Annotated in this window: 20 protein-coding genes; 5 read left to right on the top strand and 15 right to left on the bottom strand. The window is 35.6% G+C overall.

What is annotated here, in order from left to right; translation table 11 throughout:
• Nucleotides 1-622: 622 nt before the first annotated feature.
• The 7 genes from ACM26V_RS22395 to ACM26V_RS22365 all read right to left on the bottom strand — a co-directional run bounded on the left by ACM26V_RS22395 (nucleotide 623) and on the right by ACM26V_RS22365 (nucleotide 13000).
• Nucleotides 623-1639 carry a glycosyltransferase family 2 protein gene (locus tag ACM26V_RS22395; RefSeq protein ID WP_416148986.1) on the bottom strand — a complete coding sequence of 339 codons (1017 nt, stop codon included), beginning with the start codon at nucleotides 1637-1639 and terminating at the stop codon, nucleotides 623-625.
• Nucleotides 1640-1641: 2 nt separating this feature from the next.
• The gene (locus tag ACM26V_RS22390) at nucleotides 1642-2280 is read right to left on the bottom strand and encodes a hypothetical protein (protein WP_416148985.1); all 639 of its coding nucleotides are present in this window, start codon (nucleotides 2278-2280) and stop codon (nucleotides 1642-1644) included.
• A complete protein-coding gene (locus ACM26V_RS22385; RefSeq protein WP_416148984.1) occupies nucleotides 2277-4733 on the bottom strand; it encodes a beta-glucosidase in 2457 nt (818 codons plus the stop codon). The genes ACM26V_RS22390 and ACM26V_RS22385 overlap by 4 nt, the downstream gene beginning before the upstream one ends.
• An 84-nt stretch (nucleotides 4734-4817) precedes the next feature.
• On the bottom strand, nucleotides 4818-7664 hold the full coding sequence (locus ACM26V_RS22380; RefSeq protein WP_416148983.1) for a glycoside hydrolase family 3 N-terminal domain-containing protein: 2847 nt from the start codon (nucleotides 7662-7664) through the stop codon (nucleotides 4818-4820).
• A gap of 316 nt (nucleotides 7665-7980) precedes the next feature.
• Nucleotides 7981-10467 (bottom strand): glycoside hydrolase family 3 N-terminal domain-containing protein, encoded by a 2487-nt coding sequence (locus ACM26V_RS22375; protein ID WP_416148982.1) that lies wholly within the window; start codon nucleotides 10465-10467, stop codon nucleotides 7981-7983.
• A 518-nt stretch (nucleotides 10468-10985) separates the two neighbouring features.
• Nucleotides 10986-12293 carry a GHKL domain-containing protein gene (locus tag ACM26V_RS22370; protein WP_416148981.1) on the bottom strand — a complete coding sequence of 436 codons (1308 nt, stop codon included), beginning with the start codon at nucleotides 12291-12293 and terminating at the stop codon, nucleotides 10986-10988.
• Complete coding sequence (locus ACM26V_RS22365) at nucleotides 12290-13000, bottom strand: LytR/AlgR family response regulator transcription factor (protein WP_416148980.1); 711 nt, start codon at nucleotides 12998-13000, stop codon at nucleotides 12290-12292. The genes ACM26V_RS22370 and ACM26V_RS22365 overlap by 4 nt, the downstream gene beginning before the upstream one ends.
• Before the next feature lie 591 nt (nucleotides 13001-13591).
• On the opposite strand from ACM26V_RS22365, the gene glf reads away from it, so the two are divergent.
• Entirely contained in the window at nucleotides 13592-14692 is a 1101-nt protein-coding gene (glf, locus tag ACM26V_RS22360) for a UDP-galactopyranose mutase (protein ID WP_416148979.1), read from the top strand.
• A gap of 595 nt (nucleotides 14693-15287) precedes the next feature.
• Here the strand turns inward: glf and ACM26V_RS22355 are convergent.
• The 4 genes from ACM26V_RS22355 to ACM26V_RS22340 all read right to left on the bottom strand — a co-directional run bounded on the left by ACM26V_RS22355 (nucleotide 15288) and on the right by ACM26V_RS22340 (nucleotide 19700).
• The gene (locus ACM26V_RS22355) at nucleotides 15288-17390 is read right to left on the bottom strand and encodes an SA1320 family protein (RefSeq protein WP_416148978.1); all 2103 of its coding nucleotides are present in this window, start codon (nucleotides 17388-17390) and stop codon (nucleotides 15288-15290) included.
• A gap of 2 nt (nucleotides 17391-17392) precedes the next feature.
• Entirely contained in the window at nucleotides 17393-18325 is a 933-nt protein-coding gene (locus tag ACM26V_RS22350; RefSeq protein ID WP_416148977.1) for a DUF1672 family protein, read from the bottom strand.
• Between the two features lie 146 nt (nucleotides 18326-18471).
• Entirely contained in the window at nucleotides 18472-18822 is a 351-nt protein-coding gene (locus ACM26V_RS22345) for a hypothetical protein (protein ID WP_416148976.1), read from the bottom strand.
• Nucleotides 18823-18824: 2 nt separating this feature from the next.
• On the bottom strand, nucleotides 18825-19700 hold the full coding sequence (locus ACM26V_RS22340; RefSeq protein ID WP_416148975.1) for a DUF1672 family protein: 876 nt from the start codon (nucleotides 19698-19700) through the stop codon (nucleotides 18825-18827).
• Between the two features lie 537 nt (nucleotides 19701-20237).
• On the opposite strand from ACM26V_RS22340, the gene ACM26V_RS22335 reads away from it, so the two are divergent.
• From ACM26V_RS22335 to ACM26V_RS22325, 3 genes are all read left to right on the top strand, one after another.
• On the top strand, nucleotides 20238-20819 hold the full coding sequence (locus ACM26V_RS22335) for a TetR/AcrR family transcriptional regulator (protein ID WP_416148974.1): 582 nt from the start codon (nucleotides 20238-20240) through the stop codon (nucleotides 20817-20819).
• 63 nt (nucleotides 20820-20882) lie between these two features.
• A complete protein-coding gene (locus tag ACM26V_RS22330) occupies nucleotides 20883-21443 on the top strand; it encodes a hypothetical protein (protein ID WP_416148973.1) in 561 nt (186 codons plus the stop codon).
• On the top strand, nucleotides 21427-22029 hold the full coding sequence (locus ACM26V_RS22325) for a GNAT family N-acetyltransferase (RefSeq protein ID WP_416148972.1): 603 nt from the start codon (nucleotides 21427-21429) through the stop codon (nucleotides 22027-22029). Before ACM26V_RS22330 ends, ACM26V_RS22325 begins: the two co-directional genes overlap by 17 nt.
• A gap of 22 nt (nucleotides 22030-22051) precedes the next feature.
• Here ACM26V_RS22325 and ACM26V_RS22320 read toward each other — a convergent pair whose 3' ends face one another.
• The 3 genes from ACM26V_RS22320 to ACM26V_RS22310 form a co-directional block, all read right to left on the bottom strand.
• Nucleotides 22052-23092: a linear amide C-N hydrolase gene (locus ACM26V_RS22320; protein WP_416148971.1), complete on the bottom strand. Its 1041-nt coding sequence runs from the start codon at nucleotides 23090-23092 to the stop codon at nucleotides 22052-22054.
• A gap of 90 nt (nucleotides 23093-23182) precedes the next feature.
• On the bottom strand, nucleotides 23183-24082 hold the full coding sequence (locus tag ACM26V_RS22315) for an AraC family transcriptional regulator (RefSeq protein WP_416148970.1): 900 nt from the start codon (nucleotides 24080-24082) through the stop codon (nucleotides 23183-23185).
• The gene (locus ACM26V_RS22310) at nucleotides 24079-24681 is read right to left on the bottom strand and encodes a TetR/AcrR family transcriptional regulator (RefSeq protein WP_416148969.1); all 603 of its coding nucleotides are present in this window, start codon (nucleotides 24679-24681) and stop codon (nucleotides 24079-24081) included. The genes ACM26V_RS22315 and ACM26V_RS22310 overlap by 4 nt, the downstream gene beginning before the upstream one ends.
• Before the next feature lie 333 nt (nucleotides 24682-25014).
• Here ACM26V_RS22310 and ACM26V_RS22305 point away from each other — a divergent pair, with 333 nt between their 5' ends.
• Nucleotides 25015-25458 carry a small multi-drug export protein gene (locus tag ACM26V_RS22305; RefSeq protein WP_416148968.1) on the top strand — a complete coding sequence of 148 codons (444 nt, stop codon included), beginning with the start codon at nucleotides 25015-25017 and terminating at the stop codon, nucleotides 25456-25458.
• Nucleotides 25459-25534: 76 nt separating this feature from the next.
• Here ACM26V_RS22305 and ACM26V_RS22300 read toward each other — a convergent pair whose 3' ends face one another.
• Nucleotides 25535-25726: a hypothetical protein gene (locus tag ACM26V_RS22300; RefSeq protein WP_416148967.1), complete on the bottom strand. Its 192-nt coding sequence runs from the start codon at nucleotides 25724-25726 to the stop codon at nucleotides 25535-25537.
• Nucleotides 25727-25778 lie beyond the last annotated feature (52 nt).

The following is a 25778-nucleotide window of genomic DNA, read 5'->3' as shown; positions in this document are numbered from 1 at the left end:
GAGTTGTGCTATTAATTATTACATTATAATTATAATAAACTAGCAACTAAATTGAAAGTAAAATGACTCCCTTAACAAAAAAGATTACGTACTTGAATCACAACTGTTCTAAGGAGGAGTGAAAATTCAAGATTATTTGACATTAAATACTAGATTTTTGAAAAAATCGTCTCCACCTTTAGTTAGGATCTAAAAATAAGATTGCGTTTACATTTCTGCATTGTCAATGTTCCTTCTTGTCAAACATATGAAATATAGTAGGTTTCATTAGACCTAGCTAATCTAACATTTGCAAGTGTTTGACCTATCTAATTGAAGGGAATCCTAACTTAGAATAACGTTATTAAAGCTAAATAATAGTAGTTTAAGTACAATAAATGATTCACTTAAATCTCATTCTACAATCAAGTAGGCATCAAAATTCTCATTTAATCAGAATTAATTGATTTAACGATTAGTCGTAAAGTGGTTCATTTTCCGAGGAACACTCACCAGTAATTGCTTCAACCTCCTCCTCTTCATTTGTTATAAGAAGTTATTCATTAATCCAAATTATTCCATGAAAAAAAGTGAGAACACTATCACAGTGGACTCACTTTTACACATCATATTAACAATTAATTTAATTAAAACCTACTAATTTTTGTGACACCTTGTAGGCTCCCACAGAAATACTGCGACCGAAACTGCCCGGTAAATTAATGAGGTGACCCATCCATCCGTATCGAATATTATGATACAGCTTCTCGTCTCTTTCCTTAATGTACTTCATTAATTCCTTTTTCTTTTCAATATTTTCTCTTGTTCCCGAACGAATTAACAAAATAGAGGAAATGACCGTAACGATTTCTAACTGATGTAGCATATATCGTTGAAGTTTAAGGTTTTTAACAGAATTAAGTTCCACCTGCTCAATCATGAGCTTATTTACTTTAATTTGCTGGTCAATTCTTCTTATCATCACACTCTCATTAACAGATTGATCTTTTCTGCCAATAAAATATCTATAAAAATCTACATTTAAATAATAGATTTTCTCTACATGAACAAGCGGCTGATAGACATATAGATTATCCACATAGAAAGTATGTTTTGGAAGTTCCAGTCCAGAATCCTTTATCAGCTGTGTTCTGTAGATAATGGAATGCATCATAAGATACTGGCCTTTGCGAAAATCCTTGATATGGTCCCAATTAAAAACCCTATCCTCTGGAAGAACATCATCATATTTCATTACCTTCTTATACTTGGCGCCTTCTTTTTCATAAACGAAATTAGTTATAAGCATATCAACTGATGAAGCATCATTTACAAAATCACGTAACGTATCCAAGATTTTAAGATAAGCTCTAATGTCTACCCAATCGTCGCTATCGACTACCTTGAAATACAGTCCAGTGGCATTTCGAATACCTGTGTTTACCGCTTCACCATGTCCTCCATTTTTTTGATGTATCGCTTTAACAATTTCAGGGTACTTTCTGACATAATCATCAGCAATTCCTGCCGTTTGATCAACAGACCCGTCGTTGACTATAATCAGCTCAACATCCTCCCGGCCGGGCAAAAGGGACTCAATGCAATCTCTCATATAATCTTGAGAATTATAGCAAGGAATAACTACTGATAATAATTTCATACTTACACAACCTTTTCTGGTTTAATTGGTTCTTCAGGCACTTGCTTGAAAATAATCTTAAAAATAGGGAAGAATACCCAGAATGAAATCGCACTGTTAATTATCATTGTCACAACATCTGCTGTCGTTTCTCCCAAAGCCCCCCATCCTAAAGTGTTCATAAAGAAATTATACACTGGTGTTTGGTAGAACCCTAGAGCTGCTGCAGCTACGATTGTAATAATAACGTATGCAACAAAATACCAGAATGCTGCCTTCCAGATGCTGCTGTTTGATTTAAAAGTAATACTTCTTTGCGCAAAGAAATTAATGATTTGTGCAATAGCAATACTAATTTGTACTGCTAGGAAAAAAGCGAGACCTCCCCCGCCCCCTTCAGAAATAGCACCTCCAGCAAAGTCAAATATATAATAAGAACTACCATCTGGATGAGTTCCAACTTGCCAAATTTGAAAGTTAGTAGTAACTAATGCTGTTTGTGCAAATATACTCCTAAATACTGGCATTAGTCCTAACTGAAGCACGGTGACTCCATTACTAAGCATAAAGAAAACAAAAAATTGGGCACTATTTGGATACTTTTCTTTAATTCTATTCCAAAAGCCAACTATTCCTGAACGCTTTTCACCTTCCTTATTCATAGTACCTCTCCTTTGCTACTACTACCAGTGGTAATGTCTAACTTCCTTTTGGAAGCCTTCATCTTTTTTCTTTCACTTAATAGATGCCGCATCCCCTTGAAGAATTTCCCATTTACAACCATTAATATACCATCGAGCATACCCATGTTCATTATTCCACCTGTCATTCTGACCATCCCTCTAAACGGCATATGATAGACAGACATCATGATGAGATTCGCTGTGCTACGTTTTCCAATCTTCCAAAGGAATTTATGGGAAAACTTAATTGCTCTAAATGCAAATCTTGCAAATAAACCCTTCGCATACTGACATTGTGCAATTGTATCGTTGTAACCAAGGGGCTTTGTTCGATCCCAAGTAGCAACAGGTACCTTACGTCCAATAAGTGTCTCAAATTCTTCAACACTTACATTATTCGCTTTCCCAGAATAATAAGATGGAAGATTTTCTTTATTATATGGTAGTGGTGCTCCAGTACCATCTATAAATAGATTGTCTTCTAATCTCATATCCGAACTAGACGCACCAATCATGATGTTATAATCGGCTCCTTCTATTTCCCATTGATTCGTCTTCACGTTAAAATATCGGAAGGTTTTATCGTCAAATGGAATCGTTACTGTTTTTGTTTCACCAGCATGTAGAGATACTTTCGTAAATCCTTTCAGTTCCTTTTTTGGTCTGAATATATCTTTTGATTGACATCCTACATATAATTGAGCAACTTCCAAGCCTGCAACCTCACCCGAGTTCGTAATGTTAAAAGTAACCCCATCTTTATTCACTTGAATATTTGAATACTCAAAGGTCGTATAACTTAATCCATAACCGAAGGGGAAAAGAACATCAACATTCGCTGTATCATAATATCGATAACCAATAAATGGGCCTTCCCTATACTCAACACTAACTTCCTTTCCTGGAAACTGATGATAAGATGGTGTATCCTCAAATCGAACCGGAAAAGATTCTGCTAATTTACCAGATGGATTTACATCCCCAGTCAAAATCTTAAGAATTGCCTTAGCACCAGCCTGACCACTTAAATAAGCATGTACGAGTCCCTTCACCTTATTAATAAATGGTATTTCTACTGCTGCACCACATGAAAGAACGGCAACGATGTTTGGATTTACCTCGAACAAAGCATCAAGTAATTCGATTTGATTCTCAGGGATTGCCATATTTTCACGATCAAGGCCTTCCGCTTCCGTCACTTCGTCTAATCCTATATATAATAGAACCACATCTGCCTCTTTTGCTAAACTACATGCTTCATCTATTTTTTTCTTGCTTTTCTTTCCATATCTATCAAAACCTTGTTCAAATCCAATAGACTCAATATTAGACTCTTTCAGAACGTCTAGTGTATTATCTAAAAATGTAGGATTTACAATGGAGGATCCTGCACCTTGATATCTTGCTTCTTTTGCAAAATCTCCAATGACGGCAATTTTTTTATCCTTATTAAGTGGGAGAATGTTATCCTCATTTTTCAATAAGACAATCGACTCTTCCGCCACTCTTTGTGCCATCTCATGATGTTCATTAATATCAATTTCTTTACTTTCTTTCTTAAAAACTTCCTCTGTTGTAAAAACTAAATCGAGTAATCTATCTACACACTCGTCTAAAATATTTTCCTTGATTTTTCCATTTTTGATTGCGGCAATAATTTCTTCATTGGTTTCACCTGCAGTTGTAGGCATTTCCAATTCATTACCTGCAGCTAAACCTGCAACACGATCGTTACTTCCACCCCAATCTGTTACAACAACACCTTCAAAATCCCATTCACCTCGTAAAATATCTCTCATTATATGGAGGTTTTCATTTGTATAGGCACCATTCAACATGTTGTAAGCAGACATAATTGTCTTTGTTTCACCTTCTTTAACTGCAATTTCAAAGGCAGTTAAATAAATTTCTCTAAGAGTTCTTTCATCAACGATCGTATCTATAGACATACGTCTTTCTTCTTGATTATTTACCGCAAAATGTTTTACACAAGCTGAAATTCCATGAGATTGAATCCCTCTTATCATTCCTGCAGCCAGTTTACCTGCAAGGTATGGATCTTCACTAAAGTACTCAAAATTTCTTCCAGCTAAAGGACTTCTCTTCATATTAATTCCAGGTCCAAGTAGAACATTCACCTTCTGTGCTACAGCCTCTTTACCAAGGTAGTCTCCCATTGTTTCTCCCAACTCTTCATTCCAACTATTAGCTACAGTTGCAGCAGTTGGAAAACAAGTAGCTTGAAGACTTTCGTTTAGACCAAGGTGGTCAGCGGCTTCTGCCTGTTTTCTAATTCCATGAGGTCCATCCGCAAGAAAAATGTTATTAATATCAAGTCGTTCTATGTCCTGCGTTTGCCAGAAATCTTTTCCAGACATTAAGGAGGCTTTTTCTTCTAAAGTCATTTTAGTAATCAAATCTTTGTATTTCATTTGAATCTTCCTCTTTTTGAATTTAGCGACACTCATAGAGAGCACCGCTAAATTAAGTTATTTTATATCTCAGTTACAGGTAGGCTACGCTTTATTCACTGTATATTGTTCCCTCGGCTTACGGAAAGTGAAGTAAAATCCAGCTATAACACCTAATGCAAGAAGGATATCTACTGCAATTGTGATTTTTACCCATGTAGGTGTATCAGTGCTCAATGGTAGATCAATAGCTCCACTATTCGCAACTGTATAAAGAATATTATGTGATGCATCTCTCATCGCCCATAAAGTATCATTGCTACTTGTATTTATTTCAGGTACTCCCTGCGGAGCTGTACCAGTTAATAACAAGTCATTTCCGTTACGAAAACCTAGTTCCGCTACCATATAAGGATAGGCAGCACCTAAGAAGAAGTCTGTATTAACATGGCCTCGGAAACCCCACTCATTACGTAACACTTCTTGGAGAAGGCTTGAACTTGCACCAGCCCATACTGGCCCCATACTGTTAAACCCTGACATTACACCACTTGCTCCACCTTCTTTAACTGCCAATTCAAAAGGCTTCAAATAAATATCACGAATTGTTTGTTCATTAGCCCATGTCATTAAACCAAGTGTTCGATTTTCCTCTTGGTCATTAAGTGCAAAGTGTTTCATATAAACAAATCCACCTTGACTTTCAAAGCCTTCGATTTTAGTAGAAGCCATCTTACCAGATACTAACGGATCTTCAGAGTAATACTCAAAGTTCCGACCACTGAAGGCTGAACGGTGGATGTTAATCCCTGGAGCGTACCAACCAGATACTCCGTAAGCTTGACCTTCAGCACCTACTGCTTCACCCATTTGTGTAGCTAGGTCTACATTGTAAGTTTGCGCAAGGACAACCCCTGCAGGGAATGCAGTACCTGATGTATCAGATCTAGAAGTATATGCAGTAATACCTGAAGGGCCATCATAGTCATTTGTAAGAGGCTTACCGACAGATTCAATTTCAATTGTTCTATAACCACCAAGCGTAACTAAGTCAAGCATGTCGTCTACCGATAATTGGTCAAGTAGATCATTCCAGCTATCATCATCGTAGTCTACACCAGAAAAATCTTCTAAAGTCAGACGATTATCCACCCCAGTTGTAGGTGCGTCTGTAAGAGTATCTTCTGGAATCTCATATCGTTCTCTGTTAACCATATCTACGAAATCTTCATCTACAAGTTTTCCTCGTATAGTCTCTTCTCCACTGTCAGTATTAACAGTAAATTCTTCATGATTAACTAATTGATCTAAATTTGCAAAACCATCAGCTCTAGAAAGATAAGTCTCACCTGTTGCAATATCATCGAACTGGTTTTCTGGTACTTGTTCATCAGTAGAACGACCATCATCATACACCACTTCTGAAAGTGTTCTTGTTTCTACTTCTTCAATAACTTCATGGGAGTTATTATTTAAATAAATCGAGTATTCCCCTTCTTCAAGTACATAAGTGCCTGTATCACTGTATATTCCGTTGTGATCATATGCAGCCATATCTTCTACTTTAAATGAAACAGTAATTGTTTCTGAATCATCAGGTTCAAGAATATCTGTTTTATCGAAAGCGACTAAATCTACAGCTGACCTTTCGATCTCACCTGTGTACGGAGCAGAAAAGTAGATTTGTACTACTTCTTTACCAGCTACCGAACCTGTATTAGTAACGTTCACATCAAATGAAACATTTTCTTCATCCCAGTTTAAGCTATCTGGAACTACTTCTTGTTCGAAGGTTGTGTAACTTAATCCATACCCAAACGGGAATTGGACCTCGTCATAGTAATCAATAATACCCTCTGCTGCTGCTGTCTCGTAATAACGATGTCCAACATAAATACCTTCCGTATACTCAATATACTTCAGAAGAACATTTTCTTGATCAATAGCATGTTCGTATGAACCATCTTCATTTTCAAGGACATAATTAAAGTCTCCAAAATTTGTCATTGCAGGAGGATCCAAAAGATCTCTAGTGTATATATCTACCGTTCTACCAGATGGGTTTACCTCACCAGCTAGAACATTACCTAGAGAGTCAAATCCATTTAGTCCTGCCCCACCAACAGAAACACTGCTTTTAATTTGGTCATAATCCTCTAACCAACTAAGCTCAAATGTGTTACTGCTATTAACTACAAGAACAACATCGTCAAAGTGCTCTGTAACACTATCAACCATATCTTGTTCACGATTAGTAAGTTGGAGATAATGTTTATCTGGATCTAAGTCATCCTCAAACCCATATTTATTACCCGTTGCACTAAAAGCACCACCGTCTGGATCAAACGTATCAGGACCATCCATCACTCTTGGAAGATCTGCTCCTTCACCACCTGAACGAGCAACAAAAATAACTGCTGTATCCGAAAATTCCTTAGCTTCTTGCATTCTTTCTTCAGTGTAAAATTCAGAGGCTAACGGCTCTGGAATGGACCAGTCTTGACCATCCATATCAATAATTGGTCTTTCAAGTCCTGTATCAACATAATCGTTATATAATTGTTCGTTAATTTCAAAACCGGCATTTTCAAGACCTTTTTTTGGATTAACTGCTGTATCTGCATTTACTCTACCGGAACCTGTCCCCCCATATACTGGGTTTGTAAAACTCCATCCGAAGACGTTTAATTTTGTAGCTTCATCTAACGGAAGCATGTCTTCATTATTTTGAAGTAAAATAATTCCTTCATCAGCGATTTGTGATGCAACATTCTCTGAATGTTCCCGCGCCTCAACTGCTTCAGCACTATCTACATCAATTTCATCAAAGTACATTGTAACGACATCAGAAAAATGTGCTAGTGCGACGTTACCTGCAATTCCAACAAGAATTATAAATGATAGAAATATACTCATAAAAATGCGGAATTTTTTCTTATTCTTACTTTTCATTTTTATTCCCCCTTAAAGATTAATGATAATGTATTTTTGTTCTTTCATAGTATAGTAAAGAGATTACATGCATTAGATTGAAAAGGTATTCATTTATCGACACGCCAGCCCCTTTACAACTACAAAAAAATTTTAACATACATTATCCGTCATATATTTCACTTGCATAAACGGTAAGATTTTTTTTATAAACGGTAAATAGACTTTAGATTTGGGCAAAAGTAACAGTATAAATTGTAGAAGATTCTAACTGTATCTGGACTAATCAGTAGATAAAGAAACCCAAGAGTTTTATTTCTTGGGTTTCTTTGACAAGTTATTCGTTACCCTGATTTTCTGGGTCAACCAATGCTGGTACATTATACTTCTCTACACGGTCATCTTGGATGACACCAGACCAATCTAGTCCGAATGTAAAGTCATAACTGTTCCCTTCACTATCAACATATACTTCCAAATCTCGCGGTACATCTTCCAATTGCGCTTCCACAGCTAGCATGTCTGCAGGCATTTGTATTGGTAATAAAGCGGACGGTTCACTCTTACCTGATACAACATCAAGCAATGCCCTATCATCAACACCATTACCCGATCCTGTGAAGCCCCCAAATCCCATAAGAATTGAATCAGCGTAAGGCTCAATTTCTGAGAAAATCATTGGTCCATGTTGAGCCTTAACTGCTACAATAACCGGAGCATTTTCCGACGTATTTTCAGCTGCATACTTGACAGTATTAACATCTTCGTAATTTAACACTTGAGCTTGTTGACCGAAATAAGAACGATTTTCTTTTTCTTCAACTTCTTCGACACCATATCCACTTGCTTCTTCCGTTATCGTAATATCACCGGAAATAGATTCTTCACGAACGTGTTCAGAATCAGCAGTATATTCGCCATACTGTAATGAAATTGGAATAAATTCCTCGTTTTCTGGATCCCAACCCATTCCTTCATGATATCCGCCTAAGTTCATTGGATCGCGAATAATTGCTAAGCTATAATCAACGGACTCCAATTCCTCAGGAGTTGCACGAACAATATCCTCAACTGCTACCGTCGGATTTCCCTCTTCGTCTTCAGGGCCTGTTAGTGTTTCTGCTTGAGTATCTGTTACAACATTATAGTATTCCTCTAATACATCCAGTTCAACAGGTAATTTCCACTCTGCTGCTTCAGGACCAAAAATTAAATCTTGAAACGGTGCATAAATCTTAGGAACATATACCGTTGGTTTTTCATCACTATCATTTGAAGAAATAGTGTTATTTGAGTTCTTTAACATAACAACTGATTTTAATTGCGCATCATATGCTTGATCTTGGAATTCTTCACTAAGTACAGTCGCTTCCGCTTCTGCTAAATCAACATAAGAGTTCTCAAATATACCAATGTTAAAGTAGCCTTTTAAGATTCGCGCACCCGATTCTTCAAATCGAGATGTCATAGCTTCTTCATCTAACTCCTCAACACCAACTTCATAAGCGCCCATAACGACATCACGATCGTCCAAGCCACCAAACTGATCAGTACCTGCAAGGATTGCTTTTAATGCTCGTTCTTCCTTAGTTAGGTCAGACACACCATAAGGTTTCCCTGGAAGAAAACCACCTTCAACGTCGTCAAGAACGCTCCAGTCAGTAGTTACAACGCCATCAAATCCGTATTGCTCACGTAATAAATTGTTGATTTTATACTCACTAAAAGCTGAACCTACCGATTCACCAAAATCATCCTCTTCACCAAATGCAATTGAGTAAGATGCCATTACTGACGTGGCAGATTCCGTCGATCCTTCCAAATTAAATCCACCATCTACGAAAGGAATGAGATGTGTATCAAATTGTCCGCCAGGGTAAACTGCGCCATTACCTCTGGCCGAGTGACTTTCACGACCACCCTCTGCAGCGCCATCACCTGGCCAATGTTTAATCATTGCGCTCAAACTTTGAGGCCCCCATCCAAGGTCATCCCCACTTTCATCAAAAGTTGATTGCACTCCATTCACAAATGAACTTGTAAGATCTCTTGACAATGCAGGATCTCCACCAAACGTACCCGAAACTCGGTTCCAGCGAGGTTCACTTGCTAAATCGATTTGTGGTCCAAGTAATGTTCCAATACCAAGTAAACGATACTCGATGGAAGTCAAATTCCCCATATCTTGAACTAGTTCTTGATCAAATGTTGATGCTAGACCAAGATTAGAAGGAATACTTGAAACTCCCCCAGTCCTCGGATCACTACTCATCATTACAGGGATACCAAAATCAGATCCTTCTGCATAAGCTTGCATAGCATTGTTCCATTTCACAGTATCAGTCGTTGATGCTTCATTAGCTGCATTCAACACCGCACGACCACCAACATCTAGAAATGATATTTGCTCCTCTTCTAACTCTTCAGATACACTCATCACATGAGAGCTATATAGCATTAATCCAGCTATATCTTCCACTTCCAAAAGTGAAGCTAAATTTTCTGCTCGAACACTATCTTCTAATCTCCAGTCTTCATACGGATCAAGTACGCCATTGTTATTTAAATCTTTAAAAGCATATCCATCCACTTGAATAAGTTCAACATCAGAATCCTTTGAATATGCTAATGTTTCCCCATCTTCATTTGTAACAATCATATATCCATCTTCTGTTTCTTCTTCATCCCATTTCACATCACCAGATCCAACTTCTTCAGGTTCTATCGGATCTCCTCCAGCTTCATCGTTTTCACAAGCCATGACAATTAAAGAAGTTAGAACTAATACTAATAAAAGCGTTAAGAATTTTATTCGGTTTTTCATTTTCAAATTTCCCCTTTCATATGGAAGATTAGGCATTTAATTAAAGATTAAAGTTCTTAATTTAAATAACTCACATCTTTTTTGTTATCGCTTACTTTTTATTCGTATTTTCAGTAACCTCCTTTCAATTACTATAGGGAAGATAATTTAATTTAAGATTGTACAACGAAACACCTTTCGCATCGAACACAAAGTATCACCGAGACAACTTTATATAACTAGTCAATCTTCTTCGAAATGAAAAGGTATACATTCCATCCTAAACGTCACTTCCCTTTTATGACTAATGCCTATAAAGAAATTTAACATAAATATAACTTGATGCATTTCAATCACATGAACGGTAGGTTTTTTTGCATAAACTGTATTGAAAATAATAAAAGCTTGGATAAATGCAGTTAGCATTTATCCAAGCTTTTATTTATATAGGATTAATATTTCTTTTTTGTTCCCCGTCGTTTATAATTTTCGTTCAAAAGAAGGTATTATAAATTTGGTAAAATGTTCTGATGATGTTATTAGGTTTTTATTGGAATCAAAATCTTTAGTTCAAACCAATTGTCTTTATTATCCACGTTGACTATCCCATCATACTTTTGTACTGTATATTGGATACTCTTTAAACCATAGCCGTGAAAATATGAATCTTTCTTAGTCGTTGCTGGTAAATCACCCTCCAGTTTCAACTTCCCTTCAAAGTAGTTTTCAAATCGAATCATCACAAATCCTTTCTGAGCAAATAACGAAACATGAATCAGTCTTTTCTCCGGATTTTCGAATTGTTGTTCGTATTCTATTGCATTGTCTAATGCATTCCCAAAAATAGTGCAGATATCAACTACATCCATATCATTCAGTAATGTTCCGTCTGCTACGCAGGTTAAAGTAATCCCGTTCTTAATACAATACATGTTTTTACTCGCCAGTAGTGTATCAAGTACATTGTTTCCAGTCTTATTCTGCGCTTCAAAAGACTTAATATCATTTTCCATCTCCGTCAGATAGACGTTTCTCTTCTCTGGATCTTCCTCAGCTCTAAGGGCAATAATCTGATTTTTTAGATCGTGATACTTATAATTAATTAATTCAATACTTTCCTTTGATTGTTGATATTGAGCATATTGATTCTGGAGTATTTTTTGAACCGCTTCTAGTTCATGTCTTACTCTTATTTCGTTTATTTGTACATGATATGCAAATAAGATGGCGAACCCACCTACATTTACTAAGGTTCGAATATTAAAAATTTCTCGTGCGTATTGACCACTAAAAGGTGTACTTTCAGAAACAAAACTTAAGTTACTGATAAAGAAAACCGCAGCCCCAATCACAACTGTTGACCACAATTCACGCTGCATAATATTCAATCTACCCTCATCTGGTATAAGGTTTTTTTCTAGTTGCCAAATTAATAAAAAAGCACCAACATACATGACAATTAATAATAAGATTTCCAATGTAAGATTGCTATCGCTACTACTCCACCAGTAGAAATGTACTTGCCATTGTAAGGCAGCAACTAATTCCGCAGCAACAAATGCCTTGACACCAAAATAACCCGCTTCTGTTGGAGTAATATCGCAACATATATATATGAATAAAAACATCATACCTACTGCCACAAGCATACTTGGAATCCAAAAGACAATTGGTAAATCCCTAGTCACCATTAAAAAAATAGATTGGAAAACTAATGCACCACCAGCAACTGTTACTAGCTGCCAGCCATTTATTCGTCTTTTTAATATGATGATGTAAACAATACAAGCCATCCATTCTGCTATTGCAGTATATAACCTAGGGATGTCCGGAATAATGTCAATCATTTAACCACATCTCCCCATTGATTCGCCAAAGCCTCCATGAAACTTTTCCTTTTCGTGCGACTCACAGGAAGCTCTTCTCCTTTCACAATAGCACAGCTAGCATTCATTCCATCCACATGTTCCAAATTGATCAAATAACCTTTATGACCGCGAAAAAAATGGTAGTTAGTTAATTCCTTTTCCAAATCCTTCATCGCTCCTGATGACGTTAGCTCTCCATCTTTTGTTTTAAAAATAAGCTGATGCCCCTGACTTTCCACATAATAAATATCAGAAAGATCCAGACGCGCCACTCCACCTTTAACTTTTACTGTTACAAAATGAGATTCCCGCTTCTTCATTCTCTCCATTGCTCGATTCAAACGTTGTGAAAACGAAAAATAGGAAATTGGCTTCAACACATAATCCAGTGCATCCACAGCATATCCTTTGATGGCATACTGCGCCATATTTGTAATAAAGATTATGACCACTTCCGAATCAAATTTTCTAATTTCTTCTGCTGCAGACATACCATCCAATAAGGGCATTTGAACATCCATCAAGATGATGTCAAATTGAGTCTTATAATTTTCAATGAATTCATCACCGTCAGAATATGTCTCTATTTCAATGCTTTCCCCCTTTTCCTGCTCGAATCTTCGCAGAAAATCAATCAATTGTTCTTGATAATTAATTTCATCCTCCACAATTGCAATTCGAATCATTTTTATCTCCCCCCTAGGAAATGATGATAACTGTAATTTCTTACATAAAATTTTATTTTTATTCTTAAAATATTTTTACATTGCTATAGCCAAGGTTGTTCATAAAATCAACCCTTATAAGTGAAAAAATCATAGAAAAAGGAGCTCCTTTTTTGATAGTGTATAAGTAACAACACAAAACACTAACTAAGGAAAGGAGCTCGATTATGGAAAGTGTAGCTGAAAAAAAACTGAAATTCAATAATAGTATTATTTTCAATTTCGAAGATGATAACCTTACCTCAGATTCTGGTTTGATATTATACAAAGAGTTTTATGAATAATTAAGACTAGAATAAAAGTTCTATATCGCTATTGATCATACAAAAAAAAACTTGTTGTGACAAGTTTCTACAACTTTATTAATGATAATAAAGGTTCATTTAATGAATTGAGACTCTTCTATAACAATTGCTACTACTAGATACCATATATTCCTCTACATGTACTCTCATTTTTCTCGGTTGTGTTGCTAAATTAATTTGATTGTGAAAAGATAGGAAAAAGTAATTAAATAGTGTTACGAAGAACAATAAAAGGAGACTTCTTAAAATGTATGATTATTTAATCGTTGGTGCAGGTCTATTTGGATCTGTATTTGCTTATGAAGCGACTAAAAGAGGGAAAAAATGTCTAGTAATCGATAAACGGGATCACATCGGTGGAAACGTGTATACAGAAAATATAGAAGGGATAAACGTCCATAAATATGGTGCACATATTTTTCACACAAACAACAAACAGATTTGGGATTATGTGAATAACTTTGCCGAATTTAACAGATATACCAATTCCCCAGTAGCCAATTATAAAGGCGAAATCTACAATCTCCCCTTTAACATGAATACCTTTAACAAATTATGGGGTGTGATTAATCCCGAGGAAGCAAAACAAAAAATTAAAGAACAACGAAACGCTGCGAATATAACTCAGCCAAGAAATTTAGAGGAACAGGCAATCTCATTAGTAGGAACTGACATTTATGAAAAGCTGATAAAAGGATATACCGAAAAACAATGGGGAAGATCGGCAAGAGAGTTACCCTCTTTCATAATTAAACGTCTGCCCGTTCGTTTTACTTATGACAATAATTACTTTAATGATAGGTATCAAGGGATTCCAGTTGGCGGCTATACTGCGATTATCGAAAAAATGCTGGAGGATGTTGAGGTTAGATTAGATGTAGATTTCTTTGAAGAGAAAGAAGAATTAGAAGCACTGGCAGAAAAGATTGTTTTTACAGGAATGATTGATCAATATTACAACTACCAATTTGGCTTTTTAGATTATCGAAGTTTGCAGTTTGAAACAACAGTTATGGACAAAGAAAACTTTCAAGGAAATGCTGTTGTCAATTATACGGATAGAGAGACTCCCTATACCCGAATCATTGAACATAAACATTTCGAGTTCGGAAATCAAGATAAAACTGTTGTTACCGAAGAGTATCCAATGGAATGGAAACAGGGACTTGAACCATATTACCCAATTAATGATGATAAGAATAATAAAATTTATAAGATGTACAAAGAGTTAACTAACAACGAATCAAACGTAATTTTTGGTGGAAGATTAGCTACTTATAAATACTATGATATGCATCAGGTTATTGGAGAAGCTTTGCATGCTGTATCCAAAGAATTTAAAGACTAAAGATTTAAATCAATGCCTTCCCCCTATCACTTTAGCATAGCGGGGAAAACTTCCTTATTTAAAGTTGACCAATCGAACAGTCAGTGTTGAAATTAATAATGCTGGTAACATTAAAATAAATTTGGACCATACAAATTAAAGCTTGGAAGACTCTATTAAATTAAACGTGCGTTGATTTTTCATGAAAACTATAAGACTAGAAAATAAGCGAAAAAGAAACATTCAGGAAGCTTTTTGTTCATTCAACAGATTGTAGGACAACTAGTCCCCCACAAAGTTACATGATGGATGTATTTGTTAACGAAGATTATCCCGACTGGTGTTGGATGAGATTGCTTCCTCATTTACAATTGCCCCAAGTCGAAGCTTAAAGTTTGATTTTCAATGAATAAACGAGGTATCTGATAATAGGGTAATTAGGTACTATTAATACGTATTTACTGCATCAAAACAGTCTATTATGATACTTTTTAGTTCAGACCCTTAGAAAACTTGTTTATTTTATGGATAAGGTTTATCATGTCACATTTAAAAGCCCATTAGAAGTATATGTAGCCTAATAAGTTACAGACAGTATTCAAAAAAAGTCAGAATTTTACCATGTGGCAGCTCGCTCAATTTGTTCCTCTAATTTACCCATATTAATTTTTACATTTTTCGATACGTCATGCAATTCGGTAATTGCCTTTGCTTCGTTATTTGAAAGTTGATATACAATATCATCAAATATGACTTGCATTTCTTTTAAAATAGACGTGGCTGCGCTATTGTAAATGTGCACATTGTAATAATTTGAATCATTAAATAATGCGGAGTCTACATAGGGGCGTAAGTTATCTACTAAATCCGGATAATTGTTTCGAAGTTTATCAACGGCTATTCTAATCCCTTGAAGTGTCTCCATCCATTCATCTATTGGTTGTAAACACTCTTCCAAACTATTTCTCACTCTTTCATGAAAATTAGTAAACATATCTATAATTAAACTGGCAGGGTGGCCTAAAAGAAATATATTTGTTCCAGTTTTTAACGTTGTAGTGATAGTTTCCCCCATTGATTCTAATAAAAGAATAAATCTACTTATTGTCGTAAGGATAGGTAATAACAAAGCGAATGAACTCCCTTTGAATCCATCCATTGCCAAACTGAGACTAATCTCTTTAATACGCATAAATTCGAGTAAGTATGGAGAATCTTCCATTTGGTAGATGTTAGTAACTTGACCCGTACCAAGCCCCTCTAGCGCTGATTGATTGGCGATGGCATTACCTAAGCTCTCGTCTCTCTTAGCAAATGCTTCTGCCATTTGGATAACTTGTAAACCGAATTCATCGACTTGTGTAACGACTTGCTGATAGTTTCTTTCTACATGATGAAAGTGAGATTCTAATTCTCCTACGACGACATCATGAAATCGTTTTTGTCCCCCTTTAAAAATCTCTTCAATCTTATTCATAGTAGTTTCTTCAACAAAGGATGACAGTTTCTCTACTTCCTCTTCCAATTGATCCAGGTAACCTTTTAATTCCGAAAATATACTTTCTACATTTATACTTTTTCCAGTCACGAATTCCAGAAGCTCCATAGGTGGTGAGTTAAGCAGCGTATTCAACGATTGGCACCTAATTTCAATTGTATACAAAATGATACGAAGAGCTTCGATAGTTTGTTTAAACATACTATTCCCATGCCTAATTCCTTTTAATAAACTCCCATCAACTGAATTTTCAAACATATCTTGATAAACTTCTCGTAATTTGTTGACTCTCTCGTCAAAAGAAGCACTTTCGTGTTCAATAATTTCAACAGAGTGTCTAACATACTGGTGAGACAGTCCAATCCTCTCTTGCACGGAGGTATTGATTGATTGGCCGAGAATAATTATATGATCGACTTTTAAGTCAATTCTATCAGATCTCCCACCATATAGAGGTGTACCTGTCCAGATACTGTCCACAATGTGATCATGGGCATTCACATAAATTTTACCGTATCCTGGTTCTCCCTTATTTCCTATGGTAGTGGATTCGAGTAAGTTGCCGTTTTCATCCTTAAAGTACCCAGTATGGTTGGAACCAAGATTCCCGAACGTAGGAATACCATTATAAATATCTCGTTTTTCTCCAGGAACTTGATGGTCTAATCTTCCGGCTTCAAGGGCCTGATTTAATACATCGTATTCACTAATATAATTCGTGATATTTTCATATTCAACTTGCTTGTCTAATTCGCTTGCTGGTAAAGGCGCCGGGTTCAATGTCACTGAGCGTACATGAGGATGACGGACAGCTACAGTGTTTGCCAATGCCCCTCCAAGTGAATTTCCGGCTACGGAGCTAATTTCACCAAACTCCTTCTCCATTTTATCAAAATATTCGTCTGCATTCACTAATTGTTCAGGTACAGAAGATGTAAGTAAGTTGACATTTGTAATTAGATCTTCCTTTCCATATTTCCCCTTATGATCAGTCCCCATGAAGATAATATGGTATTCTCCAGATTCAATATTTTCTACTGTCATTGCATCAAGACCGGTGGAGTCTTTCTCAAAGTTATCGTCACGAACTATAAATGAATTTCCATCTACTTCAACAATATCTCTCTTCTCATATTTTTCATAAACATGAAACCCGGCTAGTTCCACTAAATTTTTATCACTAGTTGTACTTGAATTTATTTCAGGGATGGTGACAGTCATATCTATTCCCTCCCGTCCCTTATTATGTCATTTGTTTCTAGCGAGTTATCTTGATGTCCACTCGCAGACAACTTATTGATATAGTTATCACTTAAGAAAATAGCATAATTCCCCCTTGGAATACCTTGCGTTTGATTAAACTTTTCTACTATCTCATCGAAAATTCCTTCGTCTGGAGATTCTCCTTCTTCCTCCATATAAAAATTAACTGTAATGAATAACCTTTCTGTGTCATAAGCTGTTTTATCGAAATTTTCTATCAATTCTTCTTTACTTATATTCGGGTCGTTAAAATATAACTCATTGATACGTTGCATCTCCTCTTTCAATGCCATTGGTTGAACAAAATAATAAGGGGTCGTATAAGCTGTTGCCTTTACGTTGTTTACAGCTTCTTGTCTTAACCCAACGATTGGATGCTCTTCAACAACCTCCTCGATATATGCATCAAGCGCCGCAAACTCCTCCTCCATAATCATCGCTAGAAGCCCGCCAAAAATTCCTTGTTCCACCCTACTCGGTTCTGTCCAAATACTATTCTTGATAATCTCTCTTTCTTCCACATCAATTCCGATCTTCGCACGTACGTGAAAATGAGGTTTCCCCACAGACTCCACGAACACCGTAGCGCCGTTTTCGCTTCCCACTGCATTATGAACAATCACTTCTGTTTTATACTCATCGAGAAAAAACTGTAGCATCTCTTCTTCTATTTCAGCAAATTTCTCCTGTGCGATCGGGTCTGTCTTTTCCCCATACGGAAGACGATATCCTTCTCCTGTATACTCATTCACATTTACATATCGTTCATTAAACTCTTCCTCAGATGTTTCGCTATTTTCATTATTATCATTTTGCTTGTCTTCCATCATCGCCATACAACCCCCTAGTAAAAATATTACACTCAAACTGCAACTAAAAAGTACCTTTTTCATATAAGCTATCCTCCCTGGAACACATAAGCTTGAAAATCTTTTATGTAAATATCTGTCTTTCCTATATCTCTATTATCTTATCAAATAATCTAATAAATGTTTACATTTATTTCAAATAAAATACAAAAGGTGTAGAAATAGGTATTTCAAAGTGTGTCCATTTCACTAAAATATGCGTCTGCACTTTCTAATTGTTCAGGTACAGGAGGTGTAAGTAAGTTGACATTTGTAATTAAATCTTCCATTCCATATTTCCCGTGAATATCAGTCCCCATGTAAACAACATGGTATTCTCCAGAGTTCATATTTTGCACTGTCATTGCATCAAGGCCAGTGGAGTCTTCCTCAAAGTTATCATCATGAACTATGAATGAACTTCCATTCGCTTCAAAAACATCATCTTCTTTATATTGTTCGTAAGCATGAAATCCAGCTAGTTCCACTAAATTTTGATCACTAGTTGTACTTGAATTTATTTCAGGAATGGTTACAGTCATATCTACTTCCTCCCATCTATTATAATGTCTATTTCCCTTAACGAATTATCTTGACTTCCACTCGCATTCAGCTTATTGATATAGTTGTCATGTAAGAAAATAGTATATTTAGCACCTGGAAAACCTTCCGTTTGATTAAACTTCTCTACTATTTCATCTAAAATTTCTTCGTCTGGAGATTCTCCTTTTTCCTCCATATAAAAATTAACTGTAATAACTAACATTCTTGTATCATAAGCTGCTTTATCGAAATTTTTTTTTAATTCTTCTTTACTTATATTCGTGTTGTTAAAATATAACTCATTTATACGTGGCATTTCCTCTTTCAATGCCAATGGTTGAACAAAATAGTAAGGTGTCGTATAAGCCGTCTCCCATACGTTGTTTACGGCTTCTTGTCTTAATCCAACGATCGGATATTCTGTAACAACTTCCTTCATGTATGCATCAAGCGCCGCAAACTCCTCCTCCATAATCATCGCTAGAAGTCCCGCAAAAATTCCTTGCTCTACCTGATTGGTTGTTGTCCAAATACTATCCTTGATAATCTCTCTTTCTTCCACATCAATTCCGATCATCGCATACGTGTGAAAATGAGGTTCCCCGACAGATTCCACATACACCCTAGCACCGTTTTCTCTTCCCACCGCATTATGAACAATCACTTCTGTTTTATACTCATCGAGAAAAAACTGTAGCATCTCTTCTTCTATTTCAGCAAATTTCTCCTGTGCAATCGAGTCTGTCTTTTCCCCATTCGGAAGACGATATCCTTCTCCTGTATACTCTTGCACACTCACATATCGTTCATTAAACTCTTCCTCAGATGTTTCGCTATTTTGATTAGTATCATTTTGCTCGCCTTCCATCATCGCCATACAACCTCCTAGTAAAAATATGAGACTCAAACTGCAACTTAAAAGTATTTTTTTCATAGTAAGCTATCCTCCCTGGAACACATAAGCTTGAAAATCTTTTATGTCGTACATCTGTCTTTCCAATATCTCCATTATCTTATCAAAGAATCTAGTATATGTTCACATATTTTTACAACATAATACAAATAGTGTATAAATAGGTATTTGAAACTGTGTCTATTGAACGTTAAGAGAGGCTTAATTGAACCTGAGAATAACACTAGATTGAGTGAAAGAAGTCGCGTCATTTAGCAACAGCCATCCTGTTATATTAGCTTAGAAAAACTATTTTTTGATAGAATTTTAGAAGTTGTATTTCTTTTATTCAGTAATTAACGGTCTTAACAAAGGTATAATCATATTAGGATTATGACGGTGCTCCAAATTTATTAATTTACAAATTCCAAGGAATGACAACCTAACAAATTTAAATTAAAGTTGACCGATCGAACGGTCAATGTTACGATTTACAAATAAAGGTCACATGAGGAGGTCAACATGGATCGCGATTTAAGAATTACAAAAGGCAACGAAACAAAGGGCCGTATTCTTACTGCTTCGATGAAAATCATTTCTGAAGAAGGCATTGAAGGATTAAGCGCAAAAAAAGTAGCCGATCTTTTAGGAATTAGTAAAAGCAATATTTTCCACCACTTTGGATCCGTGGATGGAATTTTAGATCTGGTTTTTGAGAATATACTAATTGATTTAGTGGAACCTGTTAAATCCCATCAAGGTCCTGATTTAGAAGGCTTTCTCCTTTTTCTCGGCGAAGGTGTCTATTCACTAAGTGAAGAAGAGAAGTTATCCTATTCTGTTTTATTTAATTTCTATACCACTTGCTTGCATAATGAGAAATACAGAACATATTTATTAAAGGCTAAGCAAGAGATGATTGATGCTATTGCCATCCAATTGTCATGTTATAGTTCTCAAGAAAAAGAAAAGCTTTTAAAAGTTTCAGAAATGATCATTATGACGTTAGATGGGTACGGTCTTCATTCTTTACTAGAAAAAGAGATGGGAACATTAAAAGAAATTTGGACTTTACAAATCAAAGCATGGAAGTCTTTATTATAATAACCGCTGCCAGTTTTTAAACATCTAAAATTGACCGATCGGACGGTTAGAAAGAGGTGCTCTATGATTAAAATCCCTAAGTTTTTCCATGAATTATTAGGTGAATTCCAGACGAAACCATCATTACTTATCATTGCGCTTTTTGTACTAATATCAGGGTTTACATTAGGTTTGCTATCGTACGAAGAATGGCGAGGTTTATCTTTCCTAAAACAGATTGTCATTTGGCTTTTGTTTTTAGATATCTCAGGAGGTGTTATCGCAAACCTAACCAAGGGTACTGATATTTTTTATGAACAGCGTCCAAGGATGAGATGGATATTTATAGCGATCCATATTCAACCGATTATCCTTGCATGGGCAATGGAAATATCGATTTACTACGGACTTATCATTTGTGTCTACACTTTAGTTAGCGCAACATGCTTAAATTTGATTCGATCATCCGCCATTCATAACCTCATAGCCGGTGGATTAACAGGGTTAGGACTACTAATAGTGGCTTATTATAGTCAAACAACACCATTATTTGTTTCTACGTTATTCCTATTTTATGTATTTAAAGTATTGTATAGCTTTTCCGTTTTCCATCATAGGGGGTCTTCTAATGAACAAACAAATTAATGAAGCTCATATATCCTTGCTTTCGCGAGCATTTGAGAAAGACCCCTTGTTTGTCTTTTTGTTTTCAAACAGAAAGAACAAGGAGCAACCAAAAATTTTAATTCGATTTATCATTAGACGAAATCGCTTATTAAATGGCCTGATTCTTACCGACGATGTGAAGAAACCTAGTTACGTGGCAATTATCGATCGGCCTAGTAACCTTAGAAATATATCTATAAAAGCTAAGATTAAATTAAATATCGACATGCTCCTATTGGTTTTTAAACTACCCTTTCATACGCTTAGATATTTAACTAAGTATCAAAAAGTAACTTCTACTATTGCTCCAAACGAAGCCCATTATTATCTAACCATGATCGGTGTAGAACCTTCCTACCAAAAGACGGGAACGGGTAAAAAGGTTCTACGAGAGATCCATGAAATTGCTAAGTCTTCACAGCCATCCTATACGATTGCACTTGATACAGAGAATCCGCAGAATGTTGCTTATTATCAACGACTTGGATATGAGTTGAGAGGGACAAAAATGATCGATGGACTCAACGTATATTGCATGATTAAGCCTGCCGATTCATCGCACTAACTTATAAAACCACACCCTCATTTTATTGAACCTGATAGAATTGATCTGGGTATGTTATAAGCTCTTTTTGGTCCTCCTTAGAGATTAGATGGCTTATTGGTTTATAGCTAATCGTAATAATTCGCTCATTATCTTTATTTGAGTACGGTGTAAAATTGTTCGTAATATCACCACATAACTGATTATCAATTGGTAAGGAGAGGGCATGATCTAAATGTGCAAAATCAAATTGTTGTATAGAGAATTGTCGAATGTTTTTATTTTTTTGATCCTTTAAATAAATAGTAAAGTTATTTAAATCAAAAACAATACTCCAATACGTAAATGTAGGTGGAACCCTTTTTCCAATCCAATTCCACATACTTTGCAACGATGGTTTAACGGAAACTTCCTTTAATATCGAAAATGCTTGTTCTATTGCATTAGGGCTAGGCTTGTGATGTGCTTGCTCAAGCAAACGATATCCCAAAGTAAATCGGTCGAGAGAACCTGCGTTTCTTGATAATTGTTGAATCGATTGGCTCGCGAATTGGTTTGCATAGTCAAGTGATTTTTCATAACTAGTATTCGTAATAATGAAATATGTTGCCTGGTCAATAACTTTTGCCTTTCCATTAATAAACTCAATTAGAACAGTTTTACCCGTAGCGTCACAAACCGAATAATGTAATGCATAAATCGATTTTTCAATCCGGATATCCTCCAAATGCTTGATAACTTCTTCAACGGTTCCGAAGTTATCAAGTTGATATTGAATCCACTGCAATTCGTTTAAACTCGGTCGTTCATCTGATACTGGTAATTCTCCATCTTCATGAAACATCATCGCGATTGCCAACCCGTTTTCATTCATGCCGCTCATAGGCAACTCACGACCAAATTGAGTAAACGTCACATTTCCATATTTAGATACCCAACGCAATCTTTCTTCCTCTTTTTCAGATAACGAAAATTTACTTAGCCCTCGAGGACTTACTACAATCAACCCATGACCATAATAAAAATCGTAGTTTTGACCCAATAAGAAATGCTCCTTAAATTTCATTGTAAATGTTGTACACATTTCACAACCTCCATCTTATGTCTTCTTAAAACAAAGATAGCATGGAATGACAGTATTTTTTTGACTGTGGTTGCTACTTTGATTTAGACGTTATGTGATTGAAAAGGAAATATCCATTTTTGATTTATCATCATATGGTCCGATAAATTCACTTCCATACCTTTCTATAACAAGCTCATCAGTTAACTTTGCTTCTAATAACGGGATGCGATAATGACAAATAAAATCATAGGTGTTTAACACTCTTCCCTCTTCATCTTGAAAAAGACGACCTTTATGAGTAAAAGTAATGACTTTAGCCTTGTTAATTTCTTTTGTTATCATACCTTCTGGAACTATCGAAAAATCTCCAACCTCTACAGCTACAAGTTCTTTGTACGTTCCAATTCCATTTGTTAACTCCATATCATAGCAAACACGATACAAAACATCATCTTTTCTGTTCGCTATTTGGTCAACTTGCTGGATAAAACTTTCAAAAAAAGGGGTAATAGTCAATATATTTTCATCATTCGAATAACGGGAAATTCCTATTAGTTTTACTGATAGCGTCTCGATTTTTCTATCGACATGAACTTTTCCATTCAAAGCCTTTACGTCTAGAAAAATCGAATCGAGATTGATTGGGGTCAATCGATTAGGGAGTTTAAAATGTGGTTCTTTTCGAAGTCTACCTGGTGTTATCCCGAACATTTTCTTGAAATTTCTCGTAAAAACTTCTTGGGATGAGAAACCATACTTTATAGCAATTGTTAAAATATCATCTTGTGATTGTATGATAGATTCAGATGCTTTAGTTAGCCTGCGTTTCTTTATATAATCATAAACTGATAGTCCAACAATCGCCTTAAATAAACGGTAAAAATGAAATTTAGAGATATGTATCTCAGCAATTGCTTTATCAATATCGATTTCTTCTTCTATTTGTTTATCAACATTATCTACAAACTTTTGGATGCCATCTAAATAATTCACTGTTTGTATTCTCACCCTTTCGTAGAATCGTTATAAATAATCGAATCGATACTTGGGTTTATTAAATCTCTAAAATACTGGTCCATTTGTACAGGAGTGTAGGACATGTGATTGTTTACCCACCACTTTAACAAGTTGAGTAAGGAACTGGAAATATGGTTCGTTAAGATTTTTATAGGGACCTTGGGCTCTTTTCCTATAGGCAGCTTCGACTGAAGGTACTCCTCTATTCCGTCATTCCAGTAAGCTTCAACTTTTTCAAAAAACAAGTCAGCCCCCTCTGATTTAAATAACCCCTTCATTATCTTGCTGTTCTCCTGTATATGTTCAAAAAAATCTAATACTGATATCAATCTTGGTTTATCCCCATCATGTTCAATATAGCTCTTTATATATTGATTCAGTATTTCCAATAAATCCTCTACACTGCTAAACAGCAATTCATCTTTCGTAGCGAAGTGTGAATAGAAGGTCGACCTTCCTACATTAGCGCGGTCAATAATATCCTGAATAGTAATTTTACTGTATTTTTTTTCCTGCATCAGTGATGACAGTGCTTCGTGAATAGCTCGACGGGTTTTCAATACTCTTCTGTCTAATTCATTATTTTTCATACTACACCCCCATTTTGAACAATTTCAGTAATCTGTTCCATAACGTACAATTCTTTAAGTTTGATGATTTACCTGCAAATGATAAATCATTAAAATTAAATCATACAAAATGTTCAGTAATGAATTCATTGTACATCAATCGAAAAAAGAAAGGAAGTTTATTTATGTTAAATTTACCAAATTTGCAGGTAGTTTCCATGCGCTCAAAGACAGCAAGAATACCTGCAATTTCAAACATTACGGATACTGTCCAGGTTCTAGAATTAGAGCATATAAAGATCATTTTGAAAATTTGTTTACTTTGGAATTCATTTAGAGAGGAGTTAGTGCCTGATGGAGATATTAAAATACATTAGTTTAGCAGCATCAACATGGTTTTTAGGTTTTTTTCCACATTTTGAAATATATCTTGCAGTTCCTTTTGGGTTATCTGTAGGACTTAATTGGATTGACGCATTTCTTTGGGCATCCATTGGCAATTGGATGGTCATTCCGCTTATTGACTTTTTTTACGATTGGTTAATGAAATTTAAATTCATGAAAAAAATTAGTGATAAATCTTTGAAAGGAAAATGGCGAAACCGGATTGAGAAGTACGGTGTTTACTTTATATTATTTCTTACACCAGTAACAGGGGTTTGGGTGATAGGGATAATAGCAAAAGCTTTGAAGATTAACAGAACACAATTATGGCTATACAGTGCTATTAGTGTAGGGGTGACAGGGTTTGTCATAGCTATATTGGGTAATATGGGATTTGAATTTTTTACACATTAGGATTGCATAGTTATTTGCGTACATTATGGATGTTTTCCACTAATCCCTAATTATATAGAGACAAATAGCATAAAACCTACAATAAATAGGTCTTGGTATCCTCCTCTGTTAAATTGCGGGTCTTAATCGCTTCTAACAGATCGGAGGATATTTCTTTTACCGTTTTAGTGACTCTTTCAATGATTTGACCCATTTGTATTTGATAAGATAGTTTTGAGCCACTTTTAGCTGTTTCGATCACATGAAAAATGAGCCACACAATTCCCAATTTCAATAACCTCTCTTATGATAGATAGTGACTAAACTACTACATACTGAGA

It is taken from the genome of Salipaludibacillus sp. HK11, from assembly GCF_047795645.1.
Taxonomy (GTDB): Bacteria; Bacillota; Bacilli; order Bacillales; family Salisediminibacteriaceae; genus Salipaludibacillus.
Note: the sequence above shows the minus strand (reverse complement) of the source record. Positions and strands in the feature narration are given on the sequence as shown.

Excerpts from the sequence above, each read along its gene's own strand:
- ACM26V_RS22395 (WP_416148986.1), bottom strand. The coding sequence starts at position 1,639 with ATGAAATTATTATCAGTAGTTATTCCTTGCTATAATTCTCAAGATTAT.
- ACM26V_RS22390 (WP_416148985.1), bottom strand. The coding sequence starts at position 2,280 with ATGAATAAGGAAGGTGAAAAGCGTTCAGGAATAGTTGGCTTTTGGAAT.
- ACM26V_RS22385 (WP_416148984.1), bottom strand. The coding sequence starts at position 4,733 with ATGAAATACAAAGATTTGATTACTAAAATGACTTTAGAAGAAAAAGCC.
- ACM26V_RS22380 (WP_416148983.1), bottom strand. The coding sequence starts at position 7,664 with ATGAAAAGTAAGAATAAGAAAAAATTCCGCATTTTTATGAGTATATTT.
- ACM26V_RS22375 (WP_416148982.1), bottom strand. The coding sequence starts at position 10,467 with ATGAAAAACCGAATAAAATTCTTAACGCTTTTATTAGTATTAGTTCTA.
- ACM26V_RS22370 (WP_416148981.1), bottom strand. The coding sequence starts at position 12,293 with ATGATTGACATTATTCCGGACATCCCTAGGTTATATACTGCAATAGCA.
- ACM26V_RS22365 (WP_416148980.1), bottom strand. The coding sequence starts at position 13,000 with ATGATTCGAATTGCAATTGTGGAGGATGAAATTAATTATCAAGAACAA.
- glf (WP_416148979.1), top strand. The coding sequence starts at position 13,592 with ATGTATGATTATTTAATCGTTGGTGCAGGTCTATTTGGATCTGTATTT.
- ACM26V_RS22355 (WP_416148978.1), bottom strand. The coding sequence starts at position 17,390 with ATGACTGTCACCATCCCTGAAATAAATTCAAGTACAACTAGTGATAAA.
- ACM26V_RS22350 (WP_416148977.1), bottom strand. The coding sequence starts at position 18,325 with ATGAAAAAGGTACTTTTTAGTTGCAGTTTGAGTGTAATATTTTTACTA.
- ACM26V_RS22345 (WP_416148976.1), bottom strand. The coding sequence starts at position 18,822 with ATGACTGTAACCATTCCTGAAATAAATTCAAGTACAACTAGTGATCAA.
- ACM26V_RS22340 (WP_416148975.1), bottom strand. The coding sequence starts at position 19,700 with ATGGCGATGATGGAAGGCGAGCAAAATGATACTAATCAAAATAGCGAA.
- ACM26V_RS22335 (WP_416148974.1), top strand. The coding sequence starts at position 20,238 with ATGGATCGCGATTTAAGAATTACAAAAGGCAACGAAACAAAGGGCCGT.
- ACM26V_RS22330 (WP_416148973.1), top strand. The coding sequence starts at position 20,883 with ATGATTAAAATCCCTAAGTTTTTCCATGAATTATTAGGTGAATTCCAG.
- ACM26V_RS22325 (WP_416148972.1), top strand. The coding sequence starts at position 21,427 with ATGAACAAACAAATTAATGAAGCTCATATATCCTTGCTTTCGCGAGCA.
- ACM26V_RS22320 (WP_416148971.1), bottom strand. The coding sequence starts at position 23,092 with ATGTGTACAACATTTACAATGAAATTTAAGGAGCATTTCTTATTGGGT.
- ACM26V_RS22310 (WP_416148969.1), bottom strand. The coding sequence starts at position 24,681 with ATGAAAAATAATGAATTAGACAGAAGAGTATTGAAAACCCGTCGAGCT.
- ACM26V_RS22305 (WP_416148968.1), top strand. The coding sequence starts at position 25,015 with ATGGAGATATTAAAATACATTAGTTTAGCAGCATCAACATGGTTTTTA.